The sequence below is a fragment of the Calidithermus terrae genome (assembly GCF_003574345.1).
In the GTDB taxonomy this organism is placed as follows: domain Bacteria; phylum Deinococcota; class Deinococci; order Deinococcales; family Thermaceae; genus Calidithermus; species Calidithermus chliarophilus.
On the sequence record NZ_QXDL01000441.1, the window covers coordinates 1 to 1,023 of the forward strand.

Genomic DNA, 1,023 nt, shown 5'->3' on the forward strand with positions numbered 1-1,023 from the left:
TCTACCACCGCTACCGGGACACCAGCGCGGCGCTGGCGCGGCGGGTCGCCCGGGCCTACCGCGCGGCCTTCTGGCTCACGCTCTTCTTCGGCGTGGCCTTCCCGGCGCTGATGTTCTGGCTGGTCGAGGGGGACGGCTTCGCGGCCGGGCTGTACCTCCTGTTCTTCGGCTGGCGCTTCTACCTGTACCTCTTCGTGTGGCGGTGAGGCCGGGGGGTGACGCTACCGCACGGGCGGCTCGAGCCCGCGCGGGTGGGGTCGGAGGGCCTGGGCTACGCCGACGGGCGTTACCTCCCCGAGGTGTGGGAGAGAGGAGACGGCGAAACTGCATGAAAATCTACAAGATCATGGACGCCAACCTGTACGGCCAGGCCAGGGGGCTGATGGCCCGCGACCCCGAGCAGGCCAGCCGGCTCAGCCGGGAGGTCGGCAGAAATGAGCCCATAGAGCTGGCGGGGCGTTGGGAGCCCATCGAGGTGGTCCCCAGCCCCCACAACCCGGGCAAGCCGCTGGGGGACTTCTCCTTCCTGGGCGCGGAGAACCTGCTGGTGATGAGCTGGCGGGCGGTGGAAGCCCTGGGCGGGGAGCTCCGCGCGCACGGCGAGCTGCTGCCCCTGCGGAGCACGGCGGGCGAGTTCTACTTCTTCAACGTGCTGCGCGACGTGGACGCCATGGACTTCGACCGCAGCGAGGTGAAGTGGATCTCTGGCCCCAAGGGACGTTTCCTCTCCAGGGTCTACGTCTACGCCTTCCGGCCCGAGCGGCTGGAGGGGGTGCTGGTGTTCACGATGCCCTACCACGGGCGGCAGGACCACTTCGTGGGCGAGGCCTTCAAGGAGCGGGCCGAGCGGGCCGGGCTGCAGGGCTTCCTCTTCGCGCTGGTGTGGGACAGCGAGGACGCGGGCTACTGGGACCAGCGCTACGAGCGCGAGCAGTGGGAGCACGTCAAGCGCCTTCACCACGCTGAGCGCTTCGGTCTGCGCGTGAGCCCTGCCCCTACCGCCCCTGCTGCCCCGCTCGAGCC

At 70.0% G+C, this 1,023-nt stretch carries 2 protein-coding genes; both read left to right on the top strand.

Annotated elements, in window-relative coordinates:
* Positions 1 to 206 (top strand): hypothetical protein (locus Mterra_RS22745; RefSeq protein WP_170159787.1); only part of this gene is annotated, 206 nt, incomplete at its 5' end.
* Between the two features lie 122 nt (positions 207 to 328).
* The coding region (locus tag Mterra_RS21465; protein ID WP_147373061.1) for an imm11 family protein at positions 329 to 1,023 on the top strand (695 nt) is incomplete at its 3' end.